Genomic DNA, 23,820 nt, shown 5'->3' with positions numbered 1-23,820 from the left:
CCCTCTCGCTGCTGCGTAATGTGCTGAGCACGGTGCACGAAGACACCGGCCCTCACAATAATCTGCCGCACGAGACTCTCACGATGAAAAGACTGTTCACCCGCTGTCTCTCAATCCTCTGCGGCACGGCTCTTTTGAGCACCAGCGTCCTGGCCAGTGACGATGCTTCCTGCAAAGCCGTGCGCATGGGCGTGGTCAACTGGACCGACGTCATCGCCACCAGCGGCATGGCCGATGTGCTGCTCAATGGCCTGGGCTACGAAAGCAAGCAAACCAGCGCCGTGCAGCAAATCATCTTCGCCGGCATCCGCGACAAGCGGCTCGACATCTTCCTTGGTTACTGGAAACCGGCGATGGACAAAAACATCGCGCCGTTCGTGGCCGCCAATCAAGTGAAGGTCATGGACAAACCGAGCCTGGCCGATGCCCAGGCGACGCTCGCGGTGCCGGATTACGTGGCCGCCGCCGGACTGAAAACCTTCGCCGATATCGCAAAATTCAAGGACCAGCTCGGTGGCAAGATTTATGGCATCGAGCCGGGTAGCGGCGCCAACACCACAATCAAAACCATGATCGAGACCAATCACTTTGGCTTGAAGGATTTCAAACTGATCGAGTCCGGTGAGGCCGGCATGCTTGCCGCCGTGCAACGCGCGGTGAATCGCAAGGAATTCGTGGTGTTCGTCGGCTGGACGCCGCACCCGATGAACATCAACATGAAGATCGCCTACCTGACGGGCAGTGAAGACGTGTATGGGCCGAACGAAGGCGCGGCCACCGTTTCCACCGTCACCGCGCCGGATTACGCCCAGCGTTGCCCGAACGTCAATCGTCTGCTGGAAAACCTGACGTTTACCGCGTCCCAGGAAAGCCAGTTGATGGTGCCGATCATGGAACGCAAGACGCCGCAGGACGTGGCCAGGCAATGGTTGCGCGATCACCCGGAAGATTTGCAGCGCTGGCTGGCGGGCGTGTCCAGTTTTGATGGCAAGGACGGCCTCGCAACCGTACAGGCCAGTTTGAAAAACTGACCCATCGGTAATGACGAGTGCCCCCTCGCCACAAAGGCCCTGTTCACGAAATTCTGACGGACTGACACTGGCTCATGACTCCCTACCTGCTTTCCGAACAGATGACGGCCTTCGTCGAGAAAACCGTCAGCTTCAACAGCACCGACACCAGCCTCGCCGGTTTGCGCCTGGCCTACAGCGAGATGTGCCAGGCGTTTACCCCGCCGCGTCCTGAAGGGCTCTATGTCGTCGATTTCGATTTGGCCGGTGTGGCCGTCAGGTCGTATCAGCCACACGCCTCGCCATCGTCCGATACGTGCCCGTGCATCGTGTATCTGCACGGTGGCGGATGGGTGGTCGGCGATCTGGATTCCCACGACTTCATCTGCGCCGAGCTCGCCTCGACACTCGGCGTGTTGGTGATTGCCGTTGATTACCGTCTGGCGCCCGAACATCCATATCCGGCGGGATTCGATGACTGTCTCAAGGTCTGGCGCGCGTTGCGTGCCGGGCCGTTCCGACTGGATCCAGCGCGGACGCTGGTGATGGGGGACAGTGCTGGCGGCAATCTGGCCGCGGCGTTGTGCCTGGCGTTACGCGATGCCCACGAACCACTGCCCGCTGCGCAGGTCCTGATCTATCCGGGCCTGGGCGGCGATCAGCAGTCGCCATCGCGCAGCGAATGCATCGACGCGCCGTTACTCAGCAGCAGCGATGTCGATTGCTATCACGCCTTGTACTTGCGCGGCAGCCGACAGCCGGGCGCTTATGCCATGCCATTGCTCGCCGGGCATTTCGGTGGACTGCCGCCGGCCTTGATTGCCGTCGCGCAATTCGATCCTCTGCGCGATGACGGTGTGGTCTACGCCGAACAACTGGAAGCCGCTGGCGTGGACACTACGTTGTACTATGGCGAAGGGCTGGTTCACGGCTGTTTGCGCGCGCGCGGTCAGGTCGCCGAGGTGGACGAACTCTATGAAACGCTGCTCGGGTTTTTGGCTGACAGACTCTGACGCAGCAAGGGGCATGCTCATTGACGTAATTCGGGTTTATGATGCCGGACGGCAGAATAATAGAAGTCCCCCCAGGGATGACCTCGACCCCTTACGGAGCGCGCAATGCAGACTTTGTACCCACAGATCAAACCCCACGCCCGGCACGATCTGGCCGTCGATGACACCCATACGCTCTACGTCGACGAAAGCGGTTCACCGGAAGGTTTGCCGGTGGTGTTCATCCACGGCGGCCCCGGCGCCGGGTGTGATGCCCAGAGCCGTCGGTATTTCGATCCAAACCTGTATCGCATTGTCACCTTTGACCAGCGTGGTTGCGGTCGCTCCACCCCCCACGCCAGCCTCGAAAACAACACCACCTGGGATCTGGTCGCCGACCTTGAGCGAATTCGCAAGCATCTGGGCATCGACAAATGGGTGCTGTTTGGCGGCTCCTGGGGTTCAACCCTGGCGCTGGCCTACGCGCAAACCCACCCGGAGCGTGTCCACGGCCTGATCCTGCGCGGGATCTTTCTCTGCCGTCCGCAGGAAATCGAGTGGTTCTACCAGGCAGGCGCCAGCCGTCTGTTCCCCGATTACTGGCAGGATTACATTGCGCCGATCCCGCTGGACGAGCGCGACGACTTGCTCAGCGCTTTCCACAAGCGCCTGATCGGCAACGACCAGATTGCCCAGATGCATGCGGCCAAGGCCTGGTCCACGTGGGAAGGCCGGACCGCAACGTTGCGTCCGAATCCGCTGGTGGTCGATCGCTTCTCGGAACCTCAGCGCGCGTTGTCGATTGCACGCATCGAATGTCACTACTTCACCAACAACGCCTTCCTTGAGCCCAACCAGCTCATCCGTGACATGGGCAAGATTGCCCATTTGCCCGGTGTAATTATCCACGGTCGCTACGATGTGATTTGCCCGCTGGATAACGCCTGGGAATTGCACCAGAACTGGCCGAACAGTGAGCTGCAGATCATCCGTGACGCCGGCCATGCAGCGGCCGAACCGGGCATCACCGATGCGTTGGTACGGGCCGCCGGCCAGATGGCGCGCCGCTTGCTCGATCTGCCGCCCGAAGAAGCATGAAGGGGTTGTTGCAACGCGTACGGGGTGCGCGAGTCGAGGTCGCGGGGGAAGTGGTGGGGGCGATCGACCAAGGGTTGCTGGTACTGGTCGCCGTCGAGCCCGAGGATACTCGGGCCAGCGCCGACAAACTTCTCAATAAGCTGCTTAACTATCGGGTATTCAGCGACGCTGAGGGCAAGATGAATCTGTCCCTGGCGGATGTCGGTGGCGGGTTGCTGCTGGTCTCACAGTTCACCCTGGCTGCTGACACTAAAAGCGGGCTGCGTCCGAGTTTTTCGACCGCGGCCCCTCCTGCGTTGGGTGAGGAGCTTTTCGACTATCTATTAGGCAAAGCGAAACAGGTGCATGGCACTGTGGCATCAGGTAGATTCGGCGCGGATATGCAGGTGCACCTGGTCAACGATGGCCCGGTAACCTTCCTGTTACAGACCTGAAAGCGCTTGAAACAACTTTTTAAGAGCTTTTCGACTGTAAACAGGCGTTTTTCGCGAGAAATACTTTGTTGCGCCTGATGCGTTGTAACGCGGCCTACTAGATAATCGCGCGCTACGGGGATCGGCGTTCGTTGGTCCATTTTGACTTAGGTAGAGACTTGTCCTGAACCGTTTGGGGAATCATTTAGCCCCATCGGAGTCGGAACAATGCTCGCCAACTTGGCAAGAGTGGTTTGCAAGGTCGGTTTTTTCATGCCGTTGACCGTGCGAACCCTTCAACTGGCCGTTGGTTTTTTGATCTGTTTTCGGCGAGGGTTGCTCGTGATTGTTAGTCCCTGTAATGCACCAAAATTGACTGCCAAACGGTTCCGAAGCGCTCTGGTAGCGGGCTCTGCACTGCTCTGCCTATTCAGCGCCGGCCAGCTTTGGGCATTCAGTCTGGAGGATGTGTCGGTCAAGGCAAAAGAGCTGGCCGCGCAAAAATACGAAGCTCCGCGCAGTAACCTGCCAACCGAGTTCCGCGAGATGAAATTCGCGGACTATCAGAAAATTCGTTTCCTGACCGAGAAGGCCGAGTGGGCGGATCAGAAAACCCCGTTCAAGCTGTCGTTCTATCACCAGGGTATGCATTTCGATACACCGGTGAAAATCAACGAAATCACGGCTAATTCCGTCGAAGAAATCAAATATGACCCGAGTCGTTTCGATTTCGGCGACGTGAAGTTCGATCCTAAGGCCACCGAACAACTGGGTTATGCCGGTTTCCGGGTGCTGTACCCGATCAACAAGGCTGACAAGCAAGACGAAATCATGACCATGCTCGGCGCCAGCTACTTCCGCGTCGTCGGCAAGGGCCACGTTTATGGTTTGTCTGCCCGGGGTATGGCGATTGATACCGCATTGCCATCCGGCGAAGAATTCCCGCGTTTCACCGAGTTCTGGATTCAACAGCCGAAGCCGGGTGACAAGCACCTGGTGATTTTCGCGTTGCTGGATTCGCCGCGTGCGACAGGTGCCTATCGCCTGACCCTGCGTCCGGGCAGCGACACCATTGTCGACGTCAAGGCGCAGATGTTCCTGCGCGACAAGGTCGGCAAGCTGGGTATTGCTCCATTGACCAGCATGTACCTGTTCGGCGCCAACCAGCCTTCGAAAGTGCTGAACTACCGTCGTGAGCTGCACGATTCCAGCGGCCTGGCGATCCATGCCGGCAACGGCGAATGGATCTGGCGTCCGTTGAACAACCCGAAACACCTGTCGGTGAGCAACTTCTCGGTCGAGAACCCGCGTGGTTTCGGTCTGCTGCAACGTGGCCGCGATTTCAGCCACTATGAAGACCTCGACGATCGCTACGACAAGCGCCCAAGCGCCTGGATCGAGCCGAAGGGTGACTGGGGCAAGGGTACCGTGGATCTGGTCGAGATTCCGACCGCCGATGAAACCAACGATAATATCGTGGCTTTCTGGAACCCGGAAAAACTGCCAGAGCCTGGCCAGCCGCTCGATGTTGCCTATCGCATGCACTGGACCATGGACGAAGCTTCCATCCACGCGCCTGACAGTGCCTGGGTCAAACAGACCCTGCGCTCCACCGGTGACGTTAAACAGTCCAACCTGATCCGTCAGCCGGACGGTAGCGTTGCTTATCTGGTGGACTTCGAAGGCCCGTCCCTGGCGGCATTGCCACCGGATGCGGACGTTCGCAGCCAGGTCAGCGTGGGCGACAACGCTGAACTGGTCGAGAACAGCGTGCGTTACAACCCTGAAACCAAGGGCTGGCGCCTGACGCTGCGCATGAAGATCAAGGATGCGAGCAAAGCCACCGAAATGCGCGCGGCCTTGGTTCAGAACATCGTGCCGGCAGACCTGGCCAAGACGTCGGTTCCAGCCTCGAATTCGTCTGTCGCCAAAGCCGACAAGGTTGCCGCCAAGCAACAGGAAAAAGCCGACAAGGAAGCCAAGCAAGCAGAGGCCAAGCAGGCCGATGCCAAGCCGGTTGCAGATGCCAAGGACAAGGCTAATAAAGACGCCAAGCAGCCAGTCGCTGCCGACGCGGCCCCAGCCACACCGGAATCGGCATCGACTGAAGAAGTCCTGACCGAGACCTGGAGCTATCAGTTGTCTGCCGATGAGTAATTCTCAAATACAGCCAGAGACGCTTGCCGAGTATCTGGCGCATCTACCGATGACCGACGAGCAGCGCGCGGAACTCGCGGGCTGCCAGTCCTTCAGCGAATTGCACCAGCGTCTGTCGTCGCAGACGTTCGACGCTCCGACCGAGGCTGCCCAAGCCTCGGTGGGCCGTCGTTTGACCTTGAACACGGCTGAAGAACTGGAAGAAGCGGAAATGCTGGTGGTCGACGCCAGCGGTCGGGTTTGCCTCAAAGCGACCCCGCCGATCCGTCGGACCAAAGTCGTGCCGGAGCCGTGGCGCACCAACATTCTGGTACGTGGCTGGCGCCGCCTGACCGGTCGCACCAATCCGCCGGCTCCGCCGAAAGATGAACGTGTGCTGCCGGCCGCTCGCTGGCGCACTGTGGGTTCGATCCGTCGCTACATTCTGCTGGTATTGATGCTCGGCCAGACCATCGTCGCCGGCTGGTACATGAAAGGCATCATGCCGTACCAGGGCTGGTCGTTCGTCGACCTCAACGAAGTGCTGCATCAACCGCTGCTGCAAACCGCCACACAAGTGCTGCCATACGCATTACAAACCAGCATCCTGATCCTGTTCGGGATTCTGTTCTGCTGGGTGTCGGCCGGTTTCTGGACCGCGCTGATGGGCTTCCTCGAGTTGCTCACCGGGCACGATAAATACCGCATCTCCGGTAAAAGTGCCGGTAATGAGCCGATTCCAAAGGACGCGCGCACCGCATTGGTGATGCCGATCTGCAACGAAGACGTGCCGCGTGTATTTGCCGGTCTGCGGGCGACGTTTGAATCGGTAGCGGCCACGGGTGACCTGGATCGCTTCGACTTCTTCGTCCTCAGCGACAGTAACGACGCCGACATCTGCGTTGCCGAGCAGCAAGCCTGGCTGGACGTCTGCCGCGAAGCCGGTGGCTTCGGCAAGATCTTCTATCGCCGCCGTCGCCGTCGCGTGAAACGTAAAAGCGGCAACCTCGACGACTTCTGCCGTCGTTGGGGCGGTGACTACAAGTACATGGTCGTGCTCGACGCGGACTCCGTGATGAGCGGTGAATGCCTGACCAGCCTGGTGCGCTTGATGGAAGCCACACCGGACGCCGGGATCATCCAGACCGCGCCGCGTGCGTCGGGCATGGACACCCTGTATGCACGGATGCAGCAGTTTGCGACTCGCGTGTACGGTCCGTTGTTTACCGCCGGTCTGCACTTCTGGCAGTTGGGTGAATCCCACTACTGGGGCCACAACGCGATTATCCGCATGAAGCCGTTCATCGAGCACTGCGCCCTGGCGCCATTGCCGGGTAAAGGCGCATTCGCCGGTGCGATACTGTCCCACGACTTCGTTGAAGCCGCGCTGATGCGCCGTGCCGGCTGGGGCGTGTGGATTGCCTACGATTTGCCGGGCAGCTACGAAGAACTGCCGCCGAACCTGCTGGACGAACTCAAGCGTGACCGTCGCTGGTGCCACGGTAACCTGATGAACTTCCGCCTGTTCCTGGTCAAGGGCATGCACCCGGTTCACCGGGCGGTGTTCCTGACCGGCGTGATGTCTTACCTGTCGGCGCCGTTGTGGTTCTTCTTCCTCGTGTTGTCGACGGCGCTGCTGGCGGTCAACACGCTGATGGAACCGCAATACTTCATGGAGCCGCGACAGCTGTATCCGCTGTGGCCGCAATGGCACCCGGACAAGGCTGTGGCGCTGTTCTCCACGACCATCGTGCTGCTGTTCCTGCCGAAGCTGTTGAGCATCCTCCTGATCTGGGCCAAAGGTGCGAAAGAGTTCGGTGGCAAGTTCAAGGTGACGATGTCGATGCTGCTGGAGGTATTGTTCTCCATGCTGCTGGCGCCGGTGCGGATGATTTTCCACACCCGTTTCGTACTGGCCGCGTTCCTCGGCTGGGCCGCGACCTGGAACTCGCCACAACGTGACGACGATTCCACGCCATGGAGCGAAGCGGTCAAGCGCCACGGTCCGCAGACCTTGCTGGGCTTCTTCTGGGCCTTGCTGGTGATCTGGCTGAACCCGAGCTTCCTGTGGTGGCTGGTGCCGATTGTCGGTTCGTTGATGCTGTCGATTCCGGTGTCGGTGATTTCCAGCCGTGTCGGTCTGGGCTTGAAGTCCCGTGACGAAAGCCTGTTCCTGATCCCTGAGGAATACAATCCGCCGCAGGCGCTGCTGGCCACCGACCAGTACACCCACGAAAACCGTTATCACGCACTGAACGACGGCTTCATCCGGGCGGTGGTCGATCCGCAGCAGAACGCCCTGGCGTGCTCGCTGGCGACTTCTCGTCACGGTCAGGCCGAGCCAATCGAGTGGCTGCGTGTCGAACGGGTTCGTCACGCCTTGAAGGTCGGGCCTGATGGCCTGAACAACAATGAGCGTGTGCAATTGCTGAGTGACCCGGTGGCATTGGGTCGTCTGCATGAGCAGGTCTGGAGTGAAGGTCACCCCGAATGGCTGCAAGCCTGGCGTCAATCGGTGAAAGCCGATCCCCACGCGCCGTTGCTGCCGCTCAAACCGCTGAGCGCACAGCCTCAGTTGGCGTAATAGAAAACCCCGCTCATCCAGCGGGGTTTTTTTTTGCCTGATCGGCGTCAGCCAACAAATCCTGTTTCAGCCCTTGTGCAAACGGGCGAGTAGTTTAGGATCCGTCCCCGAATTGGTGCGCCCGGATAATTTTTGTCCGTATGGGGGCGTTTCCTGAGGGAAGCCGCCGTTTTTGCGCGCCTCACACCGCAATGGTTTTGGGGACATGATGATGAAGAAGTATCTCTCGATGCTGCTGGTCGGCGTCACGGCATTGGTTGCAGTCAGCGCGGCGCAGGCCGGTGCCATCGATGACGCGGTCAAGCGCGGCACGCTGAAAGTCGGCATGGACCCGACCTACATGCCGTTCGAGATGACCAACAAGCGCGGCGAGATCATCGGTTTCGAAGTCGACATCCTCAAAGCCATGTCCAAAGCCATGGGCGTCAAGCTGGAGCTGGTGTCCACCGGCTACGACGGCATCATCCCGGCCCTGATGACCGACAAGTTCGACATGATCGGCAGCGGGATGACCCTGACCCAGGAACGCAACCTGCGCCTGAACTTCAGCGAACCGTTTATCGTCGTCGGTCAGACCCTGCTGATCCGCAAAGAGCTGGAAGGCACCATCAAGTCCTATAAGGACTTGAACACCGCCGACTACCGCATCACCTCCAAGCTCGGCACCACCGGCGAGATGGTCGCCAAGAAGCTGATCTCCAAAGCCGAGTACCACGGCTATGACAATGAACAGGAAGCGGTGCTGGACGTGGTCAATGGCAAGGCTGATGCCTTCATCTACGACGCGCCGTACAACGTGGTGGCGGTGAACAAGGTTGGTGCCGGCAAACTGGTGTTCCTCGACAAGCCGTTCACGTACGAGCCGCTGGCCTTCGGCCTGAAGAAGGGTGACTACGACAGCATCAACTTCATCAACAACTTCCTGCACCAGATCCACGAAGACGGCACCTACGATCGCATCCATGACAAGTGGTTCAAAGACACCGCTTGGCTCAAGGACATGGAGTAACGCTGACAAGCGGCGTTCGGTCAGTTAGACCGCGCCGCCCCAATCGCGGGCAAGCCCGCTCCCACAGTGATCTGGGTGAACACAAATTTTGTGTCCGGCGCAGAACCTTGTGGGAGCAGGCTTGCCCGCGATGACGGCCTTCCCGGCGACACAAAATTCGGAAGCTTCAAAGCAAATGAAACAAAAAAAATCCCAATGGCCCTGGCACGTTTTAACCGTGCTGGTGCTGATCGGCCTGGCCGGCGCGTTGTATTACGCCACCTCGCTGATGTCCTACGAATGGCGCTGGAACCGAGTGCCGCAATACTTCGCCTACCACGCCGAAGAATCCCGGCGCGCCGCCGACATCTCCACCGTCAGCGAACTGGTGCGCACGGGCGATAAAGCCGAAGTCACCCTGCGCAACGACGCGGGTGATGAGCAGCGCGTGACCGTCGACGACAACAGCCTGCAAGTCGCCCAAGGCGATGATGTGGCCGAAGGCGATGTGATCGGCGTGACACGCCATTGGGCCGCCGGTCCACTGCTTTGGGGGCTGTGGACCACGTTGTGGTTGTCCGTGGTGTCTGGCGTACTCGGTCTGTTGATCGGTCTCGTCACCGGTTTGTGCCGGCTGTCGAGCAACCCGACCCTGCGCGACCTCTCGACCATTTACGTCGAACTGGTCCGTGGCACACCGCTGCTGGTACAGATCTTCATTTTCTATTTCTTCATCGGCACCGTGATGAACCTGTCCCGGGAATTCGCCGGGATCGCGGCGTTGTCGCTGTTCACGGGCGCCTACGTCGCGGAAATCATCCGTTCCGGCGTGCAGTCCATCGCCCGCGGCCAGAACGAAGCCGCGCGTTCGTTGGGGCTGAGCGCTGGCCAGTCGATGCGCCACGTGGTGATGCCTCAAGCCTTGAAGCGGGTATTGCCGCCCCTGGCCGGGCAATTCATCAGCCTAGTCAAGGACACGTCGCTGGTTTCGGTCATCGCAATTACCGAACTGTTGAAAAGCGGTCGTGAAGTCATCACCACCTCGTTCTCGCCATTCGAAATCCTGTTCTGCGTGGCCGGGTTGTACCTGTTGATCAACCTGCCGCTGTCGAAAATCGCCAGCCGGCTTGAGCGGAGGCTCGCGCAAAGTGATTGAAGTTCGCGATCTGGTAAAAGTCTTCGATACCCGCGGCCAGGTGGTTCGCGCGGTGGATAACGTCACCACGCACGTGGCCAAGGGTGAAGTGCTGGTGGTGATCGGCCCGTCCGGCTCCGGCAAATCGACCTTCCTGCGCTGCCTTAATGGCCTGGAAGCATTCGACTCGGGTTCGGTGAGCATTGATGGTCTGCAACTGGCCGACCCGAAAACCGACGTCAACGCCTACCGGCGCGAGGTCGGCATGGTGTTTCAGCACTTCAACCTGTTCCCGCATATGACCGTGCTGGAAAACCTCTGCCTGGCGCAGAAAGTCGTGCGCAAACGCGGCAAGAAAGAGCGCGAGGCCAAGGCCATGGCGTTGCTGGAAAAGGTCGGCATTGCACAGAAAGCCCACGAGTTTCCGTCGCGTCTGTCCGGCGGCCAGCAACAGCGCGTGGCGATTGCCCGGGCGTTGGCCATGGAGCCGAAGGTCATGTTGTTCGATGAGCCGACCTCGGCGCTGGACCCGGAAATGGTCGGCGAAGTGCTGGACGTGATGAAAACCCTGGCCGTGGAAGGCATGACCATGGTTTGCGTCACCCATGAAATGGGCTTTGCGCGGGAAGTGGCGGATCGGGTGTTGTTCTTCGATCACGGCAAATTGCTGGAAGATGCGTCACCGGCGGAGTTCTTTGATGCGCCGAAGGATGCGCGGGCGCAGGCGTTTTTGCGTCAGGTTCTCTAGTCGACCGCTCCCACGCTCTGCGTGGGAACGATCAGTCCGCATCACCTCAAACCTTGAACCTGCCCACCAGCATCTGCAGATGCGTTCCCAGCCGCGCCAGCTCAATACTGGATGCCGCCGTCTCTTCACTGGCTGCCGAGGTCTGCTCGGACACGTCACGCACGTTCAGCACGCTACGGTTGATCTCCTCGGCCACTGCCGTTTGCTGCTCGGCAGCGGCGGCGATCTGCTGGTTCATCGACTGAATCGCCGACACGGTGCGGGTGATGCTTTCCAGTGAGCCCCCGGCGCGGCGGGTCAGTTCGACGCTGCTGTCGGTCAGGACGCGGCTGTTGTCCATGATCGTGGCGACTTGCTGGGTGCCGTTTTGCAAGCCGACGATCAGCTCTTCGATTTCTTCGGTGGACTTCTGGGTGCGTTGCGCCAGGCTGCGAACTTCATCGGCCACCACCGCAAAACCGCGTCCGGCTTCACCGGCACGGGCGGCTTCGATGGCGGCGTTGAGGGCCAGCAGATTGGTTTGCTGGGCCACGGATTTGATGACATCGAGCACGCTGCCGATCTTGTCGCTTTCGCGTTTGAGATCGCCCATTGCGGCGGTGGAATTGCCAACTTCGAGGGCCAGGCGTTCGATCTGGGCGATGGCTTCGCCGACCACTTTGTCACCTTCGCGGGCTTGCTGATCGGCGGCGACGGCGGCTTCGGAGGCTTCTTCGGCATTGCGTGCGACTTCTTGCACGGTCGCGGTCATTTCGTTCATTGCGGTCGCTACCTGATCGGTCTCGACTTTCTGGCTGTTGACCCCGGCACTGGTCTGCTCGGTGACCGCCGACAACTCTTCGGCGGCGCTGGCGATTTGTGTAACGCCGTCGCTGATGCCGCCGATCAGTTCCCGCAGGCCCAGGGTCATGCTCTGCATGGCACGCTGAAGCTGGCCGAGTTCGTCGCGACGCTTGGAGGTCAGGTTGTGAGTCAGGTCGCCGGCGGCCACACGTTCAGCCACTTTCAGGGTCTGGTTCAGCGGGATGACGATCTGGCGAGTGATCGCCCAGGCTGCGACTATGCCGAAGGCCAGGGCCAGGGCGGTGGCCATCAGCAGCATGTTCTTGGCGTGAGCCGCATCGGTGTCGCGGACGATGGTTTGCGACACGGTGAGTTTTTTGCTGACGTCGAGCAGGATATCGCCTTGCTCGGCCATGCGCACGAGTGCGGCAGCACTGGCGACCTGGGAGTCACGGTACTGGCTGACGGCGGCACGGTAGGCCTTGAGCGAATCGGTCGCCTGTTGCAGGTTGGCGGTGTGTTCTTCCGGCAGTTTGGACGGCAGGCTTTCGAGGTTTTTCAGGGCGTTGTCGATGGCGTCCAGCGCCGGTTGTTCGGCTTCGGGCTTGGCGCTGTAGGTGTAGCCGCGAACCTGGAAGCGCGCTTGCTGAATCAATTTGCTCAAATCGATCACGCTATTGAACTGGGCGACGTTGTCGCCTTGCAGCAGGGATTTCTCGACTTCGGCGACGCGGGCGACGGCGTTGTCGGCCGTGGCCCCGAGTTTGCTGCGCGCGTCTTCGCGGTTGGCACCGGCCTGGATCATCGCGCTGAACGCTTGTTTGTACTGGCTGACGGCGGCCAATTGCTGGTCAACCATTGCCGCGTCGGCCGGTTGCTCAATCAGTTTGCGAGCGGTTTGCAGGCCCGCATCGAGTTGCGCCAGCTTGTCGTTGACCGCCCCCGGGCCTTGTTCGCCCCGGCGCATTTCATAATCCAGACGGGCCAGGCGCAGGTCTTTGGTCAGGTCATTGAGGCTGGCGATGAACCCGAGCTTGTCGCCACGGCTCGTCACGTCGCTCAGGCCAGTCCAGCCGGTGAAGGTGATCAACAGGGTAAGCAACAGCACCAGACCGAAACCGATTCCCAGTTTGCGATTGACGCTGATGTTCCCCAGATTCTCGGCTAGCCATTGGTACATGCTACAACTCCCTGGACCACTGATTGGTTTTGTGGGAACTGTATCGGCAGGCAAAGCCGGTTCTGTAGGGCGAAAAAGACTGGCGACGATCACATCCCTTGTAGCAGCAGGCTTCGCCAGCTGCTACAAGGGGCCGTGTTAGAACAGGCGGGCGAGCAGGGCGGTGACGGCGGTCTCGACGCGCAGGATGCGCTCGCCGAGCTGCACCGGTTGCAGGCCGGACTTGCCCAGCAGGTCGATCTCGTAAGGGATCCAGCCACCTTCGGGGCCGATGGCCAGGGTCACCGGTTCGTCGAGGCCGCGGGGGCAAGGCGGGTAGTTTCCGGGATGTCCGACCAGGCCGAGGGTGCCCTCGGTGATCGCCGGCAGACGGTCCTCAACGAAGGGCTTGAAGCGCTTCTCGATAACGATCTCGGGCAGCACACTGTCCCGGGCCTGTTCGAGGCCGAGGATCAATTGTTCGCGAATCGCCTCGGGTTCCAGGAACGGGGTTTGCCAGAAGCTCTTCTCGACGCGATAGCTGTTCACCAGCACGACGCGCGGCACACCCATGGCGGCCACGGTCTGAAACACCCTGCGCAGCATTTTCGGGCGCGGCAGGGCCAACACCAGGGTCAACGGCAGCTTGTTCGGGGGCGGTTGGTCGAGGGTGACGCGCAATTCGGCTTCAGCGGCGTCCAGGCGCAACACCTCGGCCGTGCCCATCAACCCACCGATCCGACCGACACGCATGCTGTCACCGACTTCGCAGCGGTGAACTTCCTGCATGTGCGTCAACCGGCGATCACGCAGGATCACCCGGTCGGCCGCAATGAAATCGGCTTCTTCGAGCAGCAGCAGGTTCACGGTTGGGTCGCTGGCGGCTGGTCGTTGTGATCGTCAACCGGTTGGTCGTCCGGATGCTCGCCACGTTTGCTGATCAGGCTGCCAAACAGGATGCCGATCTCGAACAGCAGCCACATCGGTACCGCCAACAGCGTCTGCGAGAAGATGTCCGGCGGCGTCAGGATCATGCCGACCACGAAGCAGCCGATGACCACGTACGGGCGGATTTTCTTCAGGTATTTGACGTCGACCACGCCGATCCACACCAGCAGCACCACGGCCACCGGAATTTCGAACGCCACGCCAAAGGCGAAGAACAGCGTCATGACGAAATCGAGGTAGCTGGTGATGTCGGTCATCATTTCCACGCCGGCCGGGGTGGCGGCGGCGAAGAACTTGAAGATCAACGGGAACACCAGGTAATAGGCGAACGCCATGCCGGTGTAGAACAGCACGATGCTGGACATCAGCAGCGGCACCGCGATGCGCTTTTCATGCTTGTACAGGCCCGGTGCGATGAAGCCCCAGATCTGGTGCAGGATCACCGGGATCGCCAGGAACAGCGAGACCATCATGGTCAGCTTCAGCGGCGTCAGGAAGGGCGACGACACGTCGGTGGCGATCATCGTCGCGCCGGCGGGCAGGTACGCGCGCAGCGGCGTGGAGACGAAGGTGTAGATCTGCTGGGTAAAGGCAAACAACCCGGCGAAGATGATGAAAATCGCCGCTACGCAGCGCAGCAGACGGGTACGCAACTCGGTGAGGTGCGAAACCAGCGGCATGTGCTGGTCGTTTTCGGGGAGATCGCTCATGGGGCTCGCGGCGGCAGTGTTGGGTCATGAGGGGCCGGCGCTGTCGGCGCGGCGGCAGGAGCAACCGGTGGTGCTGATACAACGGACTCAGGTTGCGCAGTCGCTACAACAGGTGCTGGCGCAGGCGTTGGTTCAGTGGCGGCGACAGGCGCGTGAATCGTCTGTTCCCCCACATGCTCCACCGGCGTCGGCTCCTGCTGGGTCGGCGAGAAAATCTTCCGCGCCTCCTGCTCCAGCGACAGAATGTGCTCGTTGTGCAGCTGCCGACGAATCTCGTCGGCACCGATTTCACGTTCAACTTCCTGTTTGATCGCGTTGAAGCTGCGCTTCAAGCGCCCGACCCACAGGCCGGCGGTGCGCGCAGCACCCGGCAAGCGCTCGGGCCCCAGCACCAGCAGGGCCACTAGGCCGACGAGCAACAGTTCAGAGAAGCTGATACCAAACATTAGTCAGTGCTCACACGTCTTTGCGGATCGGCTCTTCGACTTTTTGTGCCTGCACGTCGATGGTGTGCGGCTGGTTCACGGACTGCGTAGTCTGTGGCTGAACAGGTGGAACCGGTTGCGCCGGTGTCACGGTCGGATCGGCCGGTTTTTCGTCGTCGTTCATGGCTTTCTTGAAGCCCTTGATCGACTCGCCCACGTCCGTGCCGAGGTTTTTCAGTTTCTTGGTGCCGAATACCAATACGACAACAACCAGGATGACGATCCAGTGTTTCCAGTCAAAAATGCCCATGTTGCTGCTCCTCTCTAATAATTGTTCAGGCGGACGGGCGCGAGGCTTTCTCGGCGTGTCCGGACAGACCGAAGCGACGGTCCAGTTCATCAAGTACAGCCTGCGGATGCTGCCCCAGTTGGGCGAGCATGACCATGCTGTGGAACCACAAATCGGCGGTCTCGTAGATCACATCGCTGCAGTCGCCGCTGATGGCGGCGTCCTTGGCGGCAATGATGGTTTCGACCGACTCTTCGCCGACTTTTTCCAGAATCTTGTTCAAGCCCTTGTGGTACAGGCTGGCGACATACGAGCTGTCGGCAGCGGCGCCTTTGCGCTCTTCCAGCACTGCGGCCAGGCGGGTCAGAGTGTCACTCATGTTTGTGTCCTGCGGAATAGATGGCGTGCGGATCTTTCAGGACCGGGTCGACCGTTGTCCAGTCGCCGTTCTCATAGACGCGGTAGAAGCAGCTTTGGCGGCCGGTATGACAGGCGATGTCGCCGATCTGCTCGACCATCAGGATGATCACGTCGGCGTCGCAGTCCAGGCGCATCTCATGCAGGGTTTGCACGTGGCCGGACTCTTCGCCCTTGCGCCACAGCTTGCCACGCGAACGCGACCAGTAAATGGCACGGTTCTCGGCAGCAGTCAGTTCCAGCGCTTCACGGTTCATCCAGGCCATCATCAGGACGCGCCCGGTCTTGTGATCCTGGGCAATCGCCGGCACCAGGCCATCAGCGTCCCACTTGATCTCGTCCAGCCAGTTTTTCATCTTCGACTCCGACAGCGGGCTTCGCACTTCATTAGCCTGGCCCAACGTTCAAACAGTGTGCCAGTGGATCACACAACTGGCTATCGGCGAACGACCAGATACAAACCAACGGCCACCATGATTCCCCCGGGCCAATGACCCAGTTCGTTCAGTGGTCCACCGGCCAGCAGAATAACGCCGCCCGCCAGGTGGGCGCAGCCGAGCAGGCGCAAGAACCAGTCATCCTTGCGTTTATGCCACGGTGGTGGCGGGTCGTAGGCGTGGGGTTGGGACATGCGTTCGAGCAGGTCGCGGGCCATGTTGGCCAGGTGCGGCAGCTGTTCGAACTGGCTCTGCACGTTGCCGAGCAAGGCTTTGGGGCTGACGCGCTCGCGCATCCAGCGTTCAAGGAACGGCTGCGCGGTGTTCCACAAGTCCAGGTCCGGGTACAGCTGACGGCCCAGGCCTTCGATGTTCAACAGGGTTTTTTGCAACAGCACGAGCTGCGGCTGAACTTCCATGTTGAAGCGTCGAGCGGTCTGGAACAGGCGCATCAGAACTTGGCCGAAAGAAATATCTTTTAACGGTTTTTCAAAGATCGGCTCGCACACGGTGCGGATCGCTGCTTCGAATTCGTTGAGTTTGGTTTCCGCCGGCACCCAGCCCGAATCGATGTGCAATTGCGCCACACGCCGGTAATCACGCTTGAAGAAGGCGAACAGGTTGCGGGCCAGGTAGTCCTGGTCTTCCGGGGTCAGGCTGCCGACGATACCGCAGTCGATCGCAATGTACTGCGGGCTCCACGGGTTGACGGTGCTGACGAAGATATTGCCGGGGTGCATGTCGGCGTGGAAAAAACTGTCGCGGAACACCTGGGTGAAGAAGATCTCCACGCCGCGTTCGGCGAGCATTTTCATGTCGGTGCGCTGGTCGGCCAGGGTGGTCAGGTCGGTGACCTGGATGCCGTAGATGCGCTCCATCACCAACACTTTCGGGCGGCACCAGTCCCAATAGACTTGTGGCACGTAGAGCAGCGGCGAGCCTTCGAAGTTGCGCTTCAGCTGGCTGGCGTTGGCCGCTTCGCGCAGCAGGTCGAGTTCGTCGTAGATGGTTTTTTCGTAGTCGCTGACCACGTCCACCGGGTGCAGCAGGCGCGCGTCGGCCGAGAGCTTTTCAGCAGCGCGGGCCAGAATGAACAGCCACGCCAGATCCTGGGCGATGATCGGTTTGAGGCCCGGGCGGATCACCTTGACCACCACTTCTTCGCCGGTTTTCAACTGCGCGGCATGCACCTGCGCCACCGAAGCGGACGCCAGCGGCTCGACGTCGAAACGGCTGAACACTTCACTGATCTTCTTGCCGAGCTGCTCTTCGATCAGCTTGACCGACACTTGCGAGTCGAACGGCGGCACACGGTCCTGCAGTTTCATCAGCTCGTCGGCGATGTCTTCCGGCAACAGGTCGCGGCGGGTGGACAGGATCTGCCCGAACTTGATGAAGATAGGCCCCAGGTCCTGCAACGCCAGGCGCAATCGCGCGCCACGGCTCAGGTCCAGCGTCTTGCGCGGGAACCAGCGCCACGGCAGCGCGTAACGCAGTGCCAGCAGAAACCACGGCAGCGGCAGGGCAAACAGCAGGTCATCGAGGCGGTAACGAATCACAACGCGCTGGATGCGCAACAAACGGCGGACGGCAAGCAGCTTCATGCGTTATCGCTTGGGTCGAGGGATCGGGAAAGGCGCTCGAAGCGCGCCTCGAGTCGTTCCAGATCGAGTTTGATCTGGTCCAGTTCACTGAATCGGGCTTCGGCTTCGCGCTGACCGACAAGGGTGCGCGACTCTTCAGCCAGGTATTCGCCGAGGTTCTGCCCCAGGCTGGCGAACCCTTGCTGATACCAGCGGGCGCGACTGCGCAGGTGACCGCCAACCAGTTGCGTGGCCACCGGCCCCAGCCAGCGCGAGAGTTCGTACTCCCAGTCCAGTTCGAGGTCCTGAAGGATCGCCGCCAGTTCCAGCAGCACGCCGCTGTCACCGTCGAGTTCGACTTCAGGGCCATGCAGGACCGAAGTCTTGTCCTTGCTCATCGCCAGTTTCAACAGGCTCGAAGCCGGTGCTCGCAGGGTGCAGTCGGCGCCGGTTTCCCAGTGGGAAGCGAGCATCAGGCCTTCATCGCTGGGCAGGATGAACAGCTGCAATGCCGGGCTGCGGCAGTCGACGGCAATCACCCGGCCGCTCAAATGCGCCAGCCGCGGCAGCGCGGTGCTGTCGAGACTCAGCACCCGGTTCAGGCCGAGTTCAACGCTGGCGAGCAGGCCGGCCAGCAACATCAGGGTTTGATGCCGCGGTGCAGGGCGACGATGCCTGCGGTCATGTTGTGGTAGGTCACGCGGTCGAAACCGGCCTCGACCATCATCGACTTCAGGGTTTCCTGATTCGGGTGCATGCGGATCGACTCGGCCAGGTAGCGATAGCTTTCCGAGTCGTTGGTGATCAGCTTGCCCATCAGTGGCATGAAGGCGAACGAGTAGGCGTCGTAGGCCTTGGACATCAGCGCGTTGGTTGGCTTGGAAAACTCCAGCACCAACAGGCGACCGCCAGGCTTGAGCACGCGCAGCATCGAACGCAGGGCGTCTTCCTTGTGCGTCACGTTGCGCAGGCCGAAGGCGATGGTCACGCAGTCGAAATGGTTGTCCGGGAACGGCAGCTTTTCAGCGTCGGCCTGAACGAATTCGACGTTGCCGGCCACACCGAGGTCCAGCAGGCGGTCACGACCGACCTTGAGCATGGATTCGTTGATGTCGGCCAACACCACCTGGCCGGTCGGGCCGACGAGGTGTGAGAATTTCTTGGTCAGGTCGCCCGTGCCGCCGGCGATGTCCAGCACGCGATTGCCGGTGCGCACGCCCGAAAGCTCGATTGCGAAACGCTTCCACAAACGGTGCATGCCGCCCGACAGGAGGTCATTCATCAAGTCGTACTTGGCGGCTACCGAATGGAAAACCTCAGCGACTTTTTCCGCTTTTTGGCTTTCCGGAACGTTTTTGAAACCAAAGTGAGTGGTGGGTTCGGCATCGCTGCCTTTGCGCTGATCAGTCATATCGCTGTCACCAGAAGAGAATGCGGGACATTCTAATCCCCAAGGCATGCTTTGTCTTGGCAAGGCTGAAGGTAAGATGGGCAACCACCGGGACGTTTTGACGCAGTCATGGTCAAGATGCTTCAGGAAAGTATCCATAAAGCAGGAGTCATTCGATGGCCCGTATTAGTGTTGAACGTGCCCACGGCCTGGGCAAGGAAGCGGCCCGCGAGAAGGCCGACAAGCTGGCGCAGAAACTGTCCGATCAATACGGCCTGGAGCCGCAGTGGTCCGGTGACACGCTGAACCTCAAGCGCTCCGGAGTGAAAGGCGCGGTGCATGTCAGCGAAGATTCGATCCGCGTCGATGTGGAGTTGGGCCTGATGATGTCGGCCATGAGCGGCATGATCAAATCTGAAATCGAAAAGGCCCTCGATAAAGCGTTGGTCTGATCCGGTTCTTTCTGTGAAACACGATCCCTGTGGGAGCGGGCTTGCCCGCGAAGAGGCCGGAACATCCGCAATACATTTTGTGGTTGATCCATCGTCTTCGCGGGCAAGCCCGCTCCCACAGGTTGGTTGGCGTTCCGACTACTTGTTTATGTCAGTTGTTAGGGTGCCGTTTCTAATTTTTCTCCCTACTTTGTGCCTGAGCCCGACACTTGTCCGGGCAGTTCCTCAAACCTTCTGCGCGTGAGGTGCACCATGGCCAAAGTTATTTTGAAGAAAAAAATCGACGCATCGACCACCGCTCTGGGCGACGTCAAATCCTATGCCCGCAAGATCTGGCTGGCTGGCCTGGGTGCCTACGCCAAGGTCGGGCAAGAGGGTAGCGAGTACTTTCAAGAGTTGATCAAGGCGGGTCAAACTGTTGAAAAGAAAGGCAAAAAAGTAGTGGCTGAAAAGCTTGAAGCCGCTAACGCCGAGATCGTTGAAGCCAAGAGTGAAGTGAGTACTTTCAAAGGCAAGGTCGAAGTTCAACTCGACAAGGTCGAGAAGGCTTTTGACTCGCGTGTCGCAAGTGCCTTGAATCGTATCGGCATTCCGTCTAAACATGACGTTGAGACACTCTCTGCTAAGCTCGATGAGCTGACGGCATTGCTCGAACGCGTCGCGCGTAAATCTTAAGGAGAACGGGATGGCTGTTAAAAAGAACACCGAAAAAGAAGGCAGCTCGTGGATCGGGAAAGTCGAAGACTACTCCCGCAAAATCTGGCTGGCTGGTTTAGGCGTGTACTCGAAGATCGACACTGACGGCAGCAAGCTCTTCGATACATTGGTCAAAGACGGCGAGAAAGCCGAGAAGCTCACCAAGAACGCTGTTGGCAAGAAAGTCGACGCCGCCAAGGATTCTGCTTCGTCGGCCAAGTCGCGCATCACTGGCGTTAAAGATCGCGCGCTGGGCAAATGGGATGAGCTGGAAGGGGCTTTCGACAAGCGCCTGAACAGTGCCATTTCGCGCCTCGGTGTCCCGAGCCGCAACGAAGTGAAAGCACTGCACAGCAAGGTCGATACCCTGACCAAGCAAATCGAAAAACTCACCGGTGCCAAGGTTGCGCCTGTTGCGGCGAAAACCGCAGCGGCCAAGCCAGCGGCTAAAACCGCTGCCAAGCCACTGGCCAAAGCCGCCGCTAAACCGGCTGCCAAACCTGCTGCGAAAGCAGCGGCCAAGCCTGCTGCCAAAACTGCCGCAGCAAAACCTGCTGCTGCCAAGCCAGCGGCTAAACCGGTTGCCGCTAAAGCAGCCGCCAAGCCAGCGGCTAAACCAGCTGCCAAAACCGCAGCTGCCAAACCGGCCGCCAAGCCAGCAGCAAAACCTGCTGCAGCGAAGAAGCCAGCGGTGAAAAAACCGGCAGCGCCGAAAGCCGCCGCACCAAAACCAGCAGTGGCTGCTGTTGCCAAACCGGCAACCCCGGCCGCCCCGGTCAGCGCATCGAACTCTGCAACCGCGCCGACCCCTGCTGTAACCCCGACTGTAGCGCCAGCAACGACGCCAACCAGTCAGTCCTGATTTTCAGGGCTCAAAAAAACGCCCGGCCTGCCAAGGTCGGGCGTTTTTGTTGGTGAACCCATTCTCCAGAACACCGCCAATCCAATGTGGGAGCGGCGGTCTCAGGTTTACTCGTGTTCTTCCAGATATTGGAGCGCCATCTGCTCCGTCGCCACCTTGATCGGCGGCAGCAAGTGCGGCGCCACCAGCATCATGATCTGGTACACCACCAGCCTCACCTCACCCTCACGATCAAGAATCCGTTGGTAGTCCAGCGAGAACAGCAGCGTCATTGTGATCTGCTCCACCAACTGCCCCAACGCCTGCGTATCACTGACCAATTGCCCCTGAGCCTTCAACTGCGCGAGCAATGACGCCAGTGTGCGCTTCAGCGCATTGAGCAGGTTGCGTATGCCCTTGGCCAGCTTTGGTAGGCGTCCGGCGAGGTTCGACAGGTCCTGGAACAGAAACCGGTAATGCGACAGCCGTTCGACGATCAAGTGCAGGAACAGCCAGTAATCGTCCGGTGCCAGTTCCACATCGGCAGGAGGGTCGAGCAGCGGCGCCAGTTCAGACTGGAAGCGCTCGAACAGCCCGAGAATCAGCGGCTCCTTGCCGTGAAAGTGGTAGTAGAGGTTGCCAGGGCTGATGCCCATCTCGTTGGCAACTTCCATGGTGGAGACGTTCGGTTCGCCTTTCTGATTGAACAACTGCAAAGCACATTCGAGAATCCGGTCGCGGGTTTTCATCCAGTCTTCTTAATGATCGAGTCAGTGCCACGGCCAACGCCGGCCGTGGAGGGTTGAACGTCAGCGCACACGCACGTAAGTACCGGGTGCTGCCTCTTGCGGTGGATAGTTCTGATTGCCGAGGGCCATGTGGGTTTCTTTCAGCGCGCCGGAACGTTGCTGAATCCACTCCAGCCATTGCGTCCACCAGCTGCCGTCGACTTGCTTGGCGTCGTAATACCAGGCGCGTGGGTCGCTGCTCAATTTTGCGCCTTCGACGTAGTTGGCTTTCGGGTTGCTCGGCGGGTTGAGGATGCTCTGCACGTGGCCGCTGTTGGACAGCACGAAGCGTCGTTCACCACCCAGCAACAGAGTCGAGCGGTACACCGCGTCCCACGGCGTGATGTGGTCATTGATGCCTGCGACGCTGAAGCTGTCGACGGTGACTTTCTGCAAGTCGATGGGCGTGCCGCACACTTCAAGGCCGCCCGGGTGGCTCAGCGGGTTGTGTTTGAAGAAGTCCAGCAGATCGCCGTGAAAGGCCGCCGGCAGCCGCGTGTTGTCGTTGTTCCAGTAGAGGATGTCGAACGCGGGCGGTTCTTTGCCGAGCAGGTAGTTATTGACGAAATAACTCCAGATCAAGTCGTTGGGGCGCATCCAGGCGAACACCTTGGCCATGTCACGACCATCCAGCACACCTTTCTGATAGGACTTGCGCTTGGCCGCTTCAAGGGTCTGTTCGTCTGCGAACAGCGTTGCCGGGGAGTCCATCTGACTGTCGAGCAGGCTCACCAGGTAGGTCGCGCTCGACACCCGCCGCAGCTGTCGCTTGGCCTGCAAGTGACCTTGCAGCGCGGCGATGGTCAGCCCGCCAGCGCAGGCGCCCATCAGGTTCACTTCGCGCGCGCCGGTGATCGCCCGGCAGACATTCATCGCTTCTTCCACGGCTTCGACGTAGGTCGACAGCCCCCATTCGCGATGGCGCACATCGGGATTGCGCCAACTGATCATGAACGTCTGCAGGCCGTTCTTGAGGGCGAACTGGACGAAGCTGTTATGCGGGCTCAGGTCGAAAATGTAGTACTTGTTGATCTGCGGCGGTACCACCAGCAGCGGTTTTGAATACTGTTTTTCGCTCATTGGCTTGTACTGGATCAGCTCCAGCAGCTCGTTGCGAAACACCACCGAGCCGGTCGTGGTGGCGACGGTTTTACCCACTTCGAATGCTTGCTTGGTGACTTGCCGGGGCAGGCCGTCGTTGTGCAGGAAGTCGTCGACCAGATGGCTGATACCGCGCACCAGACTGTTGCCGCCGGAATTGAAGATTTCCTTGATCGCCAGCGGATTGAGCAGGGTATTGGACGGCGACACGGCGTCATTGAGCAAGGCAAACGCAAAGTGCGCGCGGGCGCGATCGTCGGGGGACATGGCGCTGTCGTCGATCCAGCTTTTAACCTGTTTCTGCCAGCTCAGATAGGCCTGCAGGCTGCGACGATAAAACGGGTTGAGACTCCACGCCGGATCGGTGAAACGACTGTCCTGCGGGTTGGTCGCGTGCAAGGTTTCACCCAATAAGACACGGCCCAACTGACCGCCCAGTTTCAAGGCGTGTCGGGCGCTGTGCACCGGGTTGCGCAAGCCGTGGGCCGCCACGTTGCGCAGGGTCGAAATCAGGTCCCGGCCGCGCAGGCCGGTAATTGCACTCTGTGCGTTGATGAACGCGGCGGGAGTGGGTAAAGCGTCTCTCGCTGGTTTGTCGCGCATGTCTCAACACTCCTTCGTTTCAAGCCAAAAACAAACTCACTGAACCAGATCACCATAGACGCTGTTGTGGGTTGTTGCGCGGCGCGGCGTCCTG

The 23,820-nt window shown here is 60.0% G+C and carries 24 protein-coding genes and 1 pseudogene; 12 read left to right on the top strand and 13 right to left on the bottom strand.

Going from position 1 to position 23,820, the window contains the following annotated elements:
• Positions 1 to 83 precede the first annotated feature (83 nt).
• The 9 genes from AB4N43_RS14810 to AB4N43_RS14770 all read left to right on the top strand — a co-directional run bounded on the left by AB4N43_RS14810 (position 84) and on the right by AB4N43_RS14770 (position 11,104).
• On the top strand, positions 84 to 1,031 hold the full coding sequence (locus tag AB4N43_RS14810; protein WP_027922132.1) for a choline ABC transporter substrate-binding protein: 948 nt from the start codon (positions 84 to 86) through the stop codon (positions 1,029 to 1,031).
• A gap of 74 nt (positions 1,032 to 1,105) precedes the next feature.
• Positions 1,106 to 2,023, top strand: a complete 918-nt coding sequence (locus AB4N43_RS14805; protein ID WP_027922131.1) for an alpha/beta hydrolase — start codon at positions 1,106 to 1,108, stop codon at positions 2,021 to 2,023.
• A 105-nt stretch (positions 2,024 to 2,128) separates the two neighbouring features.
• Positions 2,129 to 3,100, top strand: a complete 972-nt coding sequence (pip, locus tag AB4N43_RS14800; protein ID WP_027922130.1) for a prolyl aminopeptidase — start codon at positions 2,129 to 2,131, stop codon at positions 3,098 to 3,100.
• On the top strand, positions 3,097 to 3,534 hold the full coding sequence (gene dtd, locus AB4N43_RS14795; RefSeq protein WP_059181779.1) for a D-aminoacyl-tRNA deacylase: 438 nt from the start codon (positions 3,097 to 3,099) through the stop codon (positions 3,532 to 3,534). The genes pip and dtd overlap by 4 nt, the downstream gene beginning before the upstream one ends.
• Positions 3,535 to 3,855: 321 nt before the next feature.
• Positions 3,856 to 5,670, top strand: a complete 1,815-nt coding sequence (locus AB4N43_RS14790; protein ID WP_027922128.1) for a glucan biosynthesis protein G — start codon at positions 3,856 to 3,858, stop codon at positions 5,668 to 5,670.
• Entirely contained in the window at positions 5,663 to 8,233 is a 2,571-nt protein-coding gene (mdoH, locus tag AB4N43_RS14785; protein WP_027922127.1) for a glucans biosynthesis glucosyltransferase MdoH, read from the top strand. Before AB4N43_RS14790 ends, mdoH begins: the two co-directional genes overlap by 8 nt.
• A 211-nt stretch (positions 8,234 to 8,444) precedes the next feature.
• Positions 8,445 to 9,242, top strand: coding sequence for a transporter substrate-binding domain-containing protein (locus tag AB4N43_RS14780; RefSeq protein ID WP_194940880.1), 798 nt, complete (start codon positions 8,445 to 8,447; stop codon positions 9,240 to 9,242).
• A 175-nt stretch (positions 9,243 to 9,417) separates the two neighbouring features.
• Positions 9,418 to 10,377 (top strand): amino acid ABC transporter permease, encoded by a 960-nt coding sequence (locus AB4N43_RS14775; protein WP_460154183.1) that lies wholly within the window; start codon positions 9,418 to 9,420, stop codon positions 10,375 to 10,377.
• Positions 10,370 to 11,104 carry an amino acid ABC transporter ATP-binding protein gene (locus tag AB4N43_RS14770; RefSeq protein ID WP_460154182.1) on the top strand — a complete coding sequence of 245 codons (735 nt, stop codon included), beginning with the start codon at positions 10,370 to 10,372 and terminating at the stop codon, positions 11,102 to 11,104. Before AB4N43_RS14775 ends, AB4N43_RS14770 begins: the two co-directional genes overlap by 8 nt.
• 46 nt (positions 11,105 to 11,150) lie before the next feature.
• Here the strand turns inward: AB4N43_RS14770 and AB4N43_RS14765 are convergent, their stop codons facing one another.
• From AB4N43_RS14765 to ubiE, 11 genes and pseudogenes are all read right to left on the bottom strand, one after another.
• Entirely contained in the window at positions 11,151 to 11,855 is a 705-nt protein-coding gene (locus AB4N43_RS14765; protein ID WP_460154212.1) for a methyl-accepting chemotaxis protein, read from the bottom strand.
• A gap of 201 nt (positions 11,856 to 12,056) precedes the next feature.
• Positions 12,057 to 13,067: pseudogene (locus AB4N43_RS14760) on the bottom strand (methyl-accepting chemotaxis protein); the annotation flags it as partial.
• 138 nt (positions 13,068 to 13,205) lie between these two features.
• On the bottom strand, positions 13,206 to 13,913 hold the full coding sequence (locus AB4N43_RS14755; protein ID WP_460154181.1) for a 16S rRNA (uracil(1498)-N(3))-methyltransferase: 708 nt from the start codon (positions 13,911 to 13,913) through the stop codon (positions 13,206 to 13,208).
• Positions 13,910 to 14,704: a twin-arginine translocase subunit TatC gene (gene tatC, locus AB4N43_RS14750; RefSeq protein WP_027922121.1), complete on the bottom strand. Its 795-nt coding sequence runs from the start codon at positions 14,702 to 14,704 to the stop codon at positions 13,910 to 13,912. The genes AB4N43_RS14755 and tatC overlap by 4 nt, the downstream gene beginning before the upstream one ends.
• Positions 14,701 to 15,150, bottom strand: a complete 450-nt coding sequence (gene tatB, locus AB4N43_RS14745; RefSeq protein ID WP_027922120.1) for a Sec-independent protein translocase protein TatB — start codon at positions 15,148 to 15,150, stop codon at positions 14,701 to 14,703. Before tatB ends, tatC begins: the two co-directional genes overlap by 4 nt.
• 10 nt (positions 15,151 to 15,160) lie before the next feature.
• Positions 15,161 to 15,439: a twin-arginine translocase TatA/TatE family subunit gene (locus AB4N43_RS14740; protein WP_010464483.1), complete on the bottom strand. Its 279-nt coding sequence runs from the start codon at positions 15,437 to 15,439 to the stop codon at positions 15,161 to 15,163.
• Positions 15,440 to 15,464: 25 nt separating this feature from the next.
• The gene (locus tag AB4N43_RS14735) at positions 15,465 to 15,797 is read right to left on the bottom strand and encodes a phosphoribosyl-ATP diphosphatase (RefSeq protein ID WP_027922119.1); all 333 of its coding nucleotides are present in this window, start codon (positions 15,795 to 15,797) and stop codon (positions 15,465 to 15,467) included.
• Entirely contained in the window at positions 15,790 to 16,191 is a 402-nt protein-coding gene (gene hisI / locus AB4N43_RS14730) for a phosphoribosyl-AMP cyclohydrolase (RefSeq protein ID WP_007989281.1), read from the bottom strand. Before hisI ends, AB4N43_RS14735 begins: the two co-directional genes overlap by 8 nt.
• An 80-nt stretch (positions 16,192 to 16,271) precedes the next feature.
• Positions 16,272 to 17,876, bottom strand: coding sequence for a ubiquinone biosynthesis regulatory protein kinase UbiB (ubiB, locus tag AB4N43_RS14725; RefSeq protein WP_027922118.1), 1,605 nt, complete (start codon positions 17,874 to 17,876; stop codon positions 16,272 to 16,274).
• The gene (locus AB4N43_RS14720; protein WP_460154180.1) at positions 17,873 to 18,496 is read right to left on the bottom strand and encodes a ubiquinone biosynthesis accessory factor UbiJ; all 624 of its coding nucleotides are present in this window, start codon (positions 18,494 to 18,496) and stop codon (positions 17,873 to 17,875) included. The genes ubiB and AB4N43_RS14720 overlap by 4 nt, the downstream gene beginning before the upstream one ends.
• A complete protein-coding gene (gene ubiE / locus AB4N43_RS14715; protein WP_007948968.1) occupies positions 18,496 to 19,266 on the bottom strand; it encodes a bifunctional demethylmenaquinone methyltransferase/2-methoxy-6-polyprenyl-1,4-benzoquinol methylase UbiE in 771 nt (256 codons plus the stop codon). Before ubiE ends, AB4N43_RS14720 begins: the two co-directional genes overlap by 1 nt.
• Positions 19,267 to 19,421: 155 nt before the next feature.
• Between ubiE and AB4N43_RS14710 the strand changes: the two genes are divergently transcribed.
• The 3 genes from AB4N43_RS14710 (at position 19,422) to AB4N43_RS14700 (ending at position 21,255) form a co-directional block, all read left to right on the top strand.
• Positions 19,422 to 19,697 carry a polyhydroxyalkanoic acid system family protein gene (locus AB4N43_RS14710; RefSeq protein WP_027922116.1) on the top strand — a complete coding sequence of 92 codons (276 nt, stop codon included), beginning with the start codon at positions 19,422 to 19,424 and terminating at the stop codon, positions 19,695 to 19,697.
• 252 nt (positions 19,698 to 19,949) lie between these two features.
• Positions 19,950 to 20,372: a phasin family protein gene (locus tag AB4N43_RS14705; RefSeq protein ID WP_027922115.1), complete on the top strand. Its 423-nt coding sequence runs from the start codon at positions 19,950 to 19,952 to the stop codon at positions 20,370 to 20,372.
• A gap of 10 nt (positions 20,373 to 20,382) precedes the next feature.
• A complete protein-coding gene (locus AB4N43_RS14700; protein WP_027922114.1) occupies positions 20,383 to 21,255 on the top strand; it encodes a phasin family protein in 873 nt (290 codons plus the stop codon).
• A 107-nt stretch (positions 21,256 to 21,362) separates the two neighbouring features.
• Here AB4N43_RS14700 and AB4N43_RS14695 read toward each other — a convergent pair whose 3' ends face one another.
• Together AB4N43_RS14695 and phaC are read right to left on the bottom strand one after the other, a co-directional pair.
• Entirely contained in the window at positions 21,363 to 21,983 is a 621-nt protein-coding gene (locus AB4N43_RS14695) for a TetR/AcrR family transcriptional regulator (protein WP_027922113.1), read from the bottom strand.
• A gap of 60 nt (positions 21,984 to 22,043) precedes the next feature.
• A complete protein-coding gene (gene phaC, locus AB4N43_RS14690) occupies positions 22,044 to 23,726 on the bottom strand; it encodes a class II poly(R)-hydroxyalkanoic acid synthase (protein ID WP_027922112.1) in 1,683 nt (560 codons plus the stop codon).
• Positions 23,727 to 23,820: the final 94 nt, after the last annotated feature.

This window comes from Pseudomonas sp. S2_B07 (assembly GCF_054668435.1).
Note: the sequence above shows the minus strand (reverse complement) of the source record. Positions and strands in the feature narration are given on the sequence as shown.

Coding starts and splice junctions, on each gene's coding strand:
- AB4N43_RS14740 (WP_010464483.1), bottom strand. CDS start 15,439: ATGGGCATTTTTGACTGGAAACACTGGATCGTCATCCTGGTTGTTGTC.
- AB4N43_RS14810 (WP_027922132.1), top strand. CDS start 84: ATGAAAAGACTGTTCACCCGCTGTCTCTCAATCCTCTGCGGCACGGCT.
- AB4N43_RS14735 (WP_027922119.1), bottom strand. CDS start 15,797: ATGAGTGACACTCTGACCCGCCTGGCCGCAGTGCTGGAAGAGCGCAAA.
- hisI (WP_007989281.1), bottom strand. CDS start 16,191: ATGAAAAACTGGCTGGACGAGATCAAGTGGGACGCTGATGGCCTGGTG.
- AB4N43_RS14710 (WP_027922116.1), top strand. CDS start 19,422: ATGGCCCGTATTAGTGTTGAACGTGCCCACGGCCTGGGCAAGGAAGCG.
- AB4N43_RS14720 (WP_460154180.1), bottom strand. CDS start 18,496: ATGTTGCTGGCCGGCCTGCTCGCCAGCGTTGAACTCGGCCTGAACCGG.
- tatB (WP_027922120.1), bottom strand. CDS start 15,150: ATGTTTGGTATCAGCTTCTCTGAACTGTTGCTCGTCGGCCTAGTGGCC.
- tatC (WP_027922121.1), bottom strand. CDS start 14,704: ATGAGCGATCTCCCCGAAAACGACCAGCACATGCCGCTGGTTTCGCAC.
- AB4N43_RS14805 (WP_027922131.1), top strand. CDS start 1,106: ATGACTCCCTACCTGCTTTCCGAACAGATGACGGCCTTCGTCGAGAAA.
- AB4N43_RS14775 (WP_460154183.1), top strand. CDS start 9,418: ATGAAACAAAAAAAATCCCAATGGCCCTGGCACGTTTTAACCGTGCTG.
- mdoH (WP_027922127.1), top strand. CDS start 5,663: ATGAGTAATTCTCAAATACAGCCAGAGACGCTTGCCGAGTATCTGGCG.
- AB4N43_RS14705 (WP_027922115.1), top strand. CDS start 19,950: ATGGCCAAAGTTATTTTGAAGAAAAAAATCGACGCATCGACCACCGCT.
- ubiE (WP_007948968.1), bottom strand. CDS start 19,266: ATGACTGATCAGCGCAAAGGCAGCGATGCCGAACCCACCACTCACTTT.
- AB4N43_RS14700 (WP_027922114.1), top strand. CDS start 20,383: ATGGCTGTTAAAAAGAACACCGAAAAAGAAGGCAGCTCGTGGATCGGG.
- phaC (WP_027922112.1), bottom strand. CDS start 23,726: ATGCGCGACAAACCAGCGAGAGACGCTTTACCCACTCCCGCCGCGTTC.
- pip (WP_027922130.1), top strand. CDS start 2,129: ATGCAGACTTTGTACCCACAGATCAAACCCCACGCCCGGCACGATCTG.
- dtd (WP_059181779.1), top strand. CDS start 3,097: ATGAAGGGGTTGTTGCAACGCGTACGGGGTGCGCGAGTCGAGGTCGCG.
- ubiB (WP_027922118.1), bottom strand. CDS start 17,876: ATGAAGCTGCTTGCCGTCCGCCGTTTGTTGCGCATCCAGCGCGTTGTG.
- AB4N43_RS14765 (WP_460154212.1), bottom strand. CDS start 11,855: ATGACCGCGACCGTGCAAGAAGTCGCACGCAATGCCGAAGAAGCCTCC.
- AB4N43_RS14780 (WP_194940880.1), top strand. CDS start 8,445: ATGAAGAAGTATCTCTCGATGCTGCTGGTCGGCGTCACGGCATTGGTT.
- AB4N43_RS14695 (WP_027922113.1), bottom strand. CDS start 21,983: ATGAAAACCCGCGACCGGATTCTCGAATGTGCTTTGCAGTTGTTCAAT.